This window comes from Bowmanella yangjiangensis, assembly GCF_017255015.1.
Taxonomy (GTDB): Bacteria; Pseudomonadota; Gammaproteobacteria; order Enterobacterales; family Alteromonadaceae; genus Bowmanella; species Bowmanella yangjiangensis.
Window position 1 is genome coordinate 82,346 of record NZ_JAFKCS010000021.1, and the last position, 2,797, is coordinate 85,142.

Sequence of the window (2,797 nt, forward strand, 5' to 3'; positions counted from 1 at the left end):
GTGACCATGAAGAAGCAATACCCCGGTCATGCTAAGCGCGTGATGCTGGGGGTGTGGTCGTTTTTACGCCAGTTTATGTATACCAAATTCGTGATTGTCTGTGATGACGATGTCAACGCCAGGGATTGGAATGACGTCATTTGGGCTATTACTACCAGGATGGATCCCGCTCGCGACACGACAATGATTGAGAATACACCCATCGACTATCTGGACTTTGCCTCACCGGTATCGGGTTTAGGGTCAAAGATGGGGATGGATGCCACAAACAAGTGGCCCGGAGAAACTGACAGAGAATGGGGACGTCCCATAGTGATGGATCCAGCCATCAAGCAGAGAATTGACAGTATCTGGGATGAGCTGGGACTTAACAATACACCACAAGATAAATGAGAAATGTCTGAATTTGAGTGCAAAATAAAGCAGTTGGAATCCCTCACTCCATTTGTGTGGCGAATCCTCCTTGAACCAGAGCGACCGGTATCATTTAAAGCGGGTCAATATATTCGGGTTGTTATGGGTGAGACGGACAAGCGTCCGTTTTCCATCGCCAATGGTGCGCATGATTCGCAGTTTATTGAATTGCATGTGGGTGCCTCCGCGCATAATCCCTGGGCGATGCAGGTGATAGAGAAAATGCAGCAAGGTGGCAAGGTGCTGTTGGATGGCCCGCACGGTAAAGCGCAATTGCGTGACTCCGAGCCCAAACCGACTATTCTGATGGCGGGTGGAACAGGTTTTTCTTACACCTGGAGCATTTTACAAACACTGCTGGCTACGCCCTTACGTGAACCGGTATTTTTGTACTGGGGTACGAAAACATTGGAAGACATGTACGCACTGGATGTGTTGCAGAAGCTCGCTACCCAACACCCCAAGCTGACAGTGATTCCCGTGCTGGAAAATCCTGCCGATGATTGGCAAGGGCGCACAGGTCTGGTACATCAGGCTGTGCTAGAAGATTTTATTAGTCTGGAGCCTTATCAGGTCTATGTGGCGGGACGCTTTGAAATGGCTGGTGTCGCCAGGGAAGCTTTCCATCAGCAAGGGCTGTTGCTAGATAACTTGTTTGGCGATGCTTACGAGTTTATTTGAAGCCAATAATTAAAAAGCCAGGTCATTACCTGGCTTTTTTAATGCTTTAAGGCTGCTTCGCCAGCCATACAATGAGTTCAATAACCTGATCAGGTGTCATATCCCGAGTGAACATGGCGCGATACTTTCCGTTAATCAGAAAGGCTGGTACACCTTTGGTCAAATGGCGGTTGTTTTGTTCCAGCGTTTTGTTGTTTCTGGCCAACAAGCTGTTGACTGCAAAACTCTCAGCCATTTCGTCAAAGCGCTCGGCGCTAACGCCCTGACTGACATAAATCCCTTTTAAATCATCCAGTGAGGTTACGGGTTGGCGCTGTTTATGGATATGGGCAAAAATCGCACCGTTGAGTTTCTCTTCCTGTTTCAAGGCTCGGCCGATCATCATAGCGCGGCTGGCAGCATTCTGGGTTTCTTCATCGGCAAAGCGCATAAAGTTCACATGCACTTTTTCAAATTTAACGCCTTCGCTTTCCAGCTTGGCCTTCATTTGTTGCACAACAGGTTCAACGGCGTTACAGGCAGGACACCAAAATGAAAAATATTCCTGCACAACCGGCTTGCTGGTACCTTTGTCGCTAATTACATCGTAATGCGTGCCTTCTTTCCAATCAGCAGCCTGCAATGGCAGCGATAATATAATGGCGATTAAGCTGAGGAACTTTTTCATGCCGTTTTCTCCTTGTGTAATGACGGCGAATCTACCACAGGTTGAGCCTGCTGGAAGTTGAGGATCATATTGAATTGTAACCAAAAACAAAAAGGGACCGGCTGGTCCCTCCGATGTGTTATTTCTGTTTGGACAACCACACAATCAGGTCGACCATATCATCAGGCCCCATGTTGCGGGTGAATTTAGCTTTAAACTTGCCGTTGACGATAAAAGTCGGTACGCCGCCCAGATGCTTACGGTAATGCTCCAGGGCCTTATTGTTTTTTGACACCAGGCTGTTTACGCCAAAGCTGGATGCCATTTTTTCAAACTCAGCACTATCTACTCCATTGATAATAAAGATGTTTTCCAGATCTTTCAGTGAAGTTACTTGTGAACGCTGTACGTGAATATAATTAAAAATGGCTTTGTTGAGCGCATCTTCACGTTTCAGGGCGCGGCCAATCATCATGGCTTTAGTCGCTTCGTCTTGAATGTCTTTTGTGGTGAAGGCCATGAAGTTGGCATGCACTTTTTCAAAGCTGACGTTTTTATCCAGCTTGCTCTTGATTTGGGCGACCAGCGGCTCAAAAGCATGGCAATGAGGGCACCAGAATGAGAAGAATTCTAATACTTCTGCTTTGTCGGTGGCTTTGTCGCTAATAACCTCGTAATGCTCGCCTTCTGTGTAAACTTCCTGAGCACAGGCTTGAAGAGGCAGCAAGATGGCCAGCATGAGCAGGCTAAACAGCTTTTTCATTGGTACAATCTCTTGTTGGAATAGGAAACGGCAAAAAGGTTACCACAGCTTTAGGCAAATGCCGACAGCCTGCTTATGACGCCAGATGCGTAGTCAGGTATCGTTCATTTTTGCCGGGTATAGTAAAAATCCACCTGCATAGCAGGTGGCTTTGCTTAAGGGCACACCTAGAAGGGTGCCTTTCTGCTCAAGAAAGCTCTAAGCGCTGTTGACGCTCCTCTTCCTCTTTGGCTTGTTTATCCTGATACTTCACATAACGGCGAATGATGTCTTCGTTAGCGCCAACCGAATCA

General features: G+C 47.2%; 3 protein-coding genes and 2 pseudogenes. 2 read left to right on the forward strand and 3 right to left on the reverse strand.

Features of this window, described 5'->3' with window-relative positions; genetic code table 11:
- Positions 1-393, forward strand: a pseudogene (locus tag J0A65_RS27430) (3-octaprenyl-4-hydroxybenzoate decarboxylase); the annotation flags it as partial.
- A gap of 3 nt (positions 394-396) precedes the next feature.
- On the forward strand, positions 397-1,095 hold the full coding sequence (gene fre, locus J0A65_RS17685; RefSeq protein WP_206595670.1) for an NAD(P)H-flavin reductase: 699 nt from the start codon (positions 397-399) through the stop codon (positions 1,093-1,095).
- Positions 1,096-1,141: 46 nt separating this feature from the next.
- Here fre and J0A65_RS17690 read toward each other — a convergent pair whose 3' ends face one another.
- The 3 genes and pseudogenes from J0A65_RS17690 to J0A65_RS17700 all read right to left on the reverse strand — a co-directional run.
- Complete coding sequence (locus J0A65_RS17690; protein WP_206595671.1) at positions 1,142-1,762, reverse strand: thiol:disulfide interchange protein DsbA/DsbL; 621 nt, start codon at positions 1,760-1,762, stop codon at positions 1,142-1,144.
- 118 nt (positions 1,763-1,880) lie between these two features.
- On the reverse strand, positions 1,881-2,504 hold the full coding sequence (locus J0A65_RS17695; RefSeq protein ID WP_206595672.1) for a thiol:disulfide interchange protein DsbA/DsbL: 624 nt from the start codon (positions 2,502-2,504) through the stop codon (positions 1,881-1,883).
- 187 nt (positions 2,505-2,691) lie between these two features.
- Positions 2,692-2,797 (reverse strand): annotated as a pseudogene (locus J0A65_RS17700) (IS200/IS605 family transposase); the annotation flags it as partial.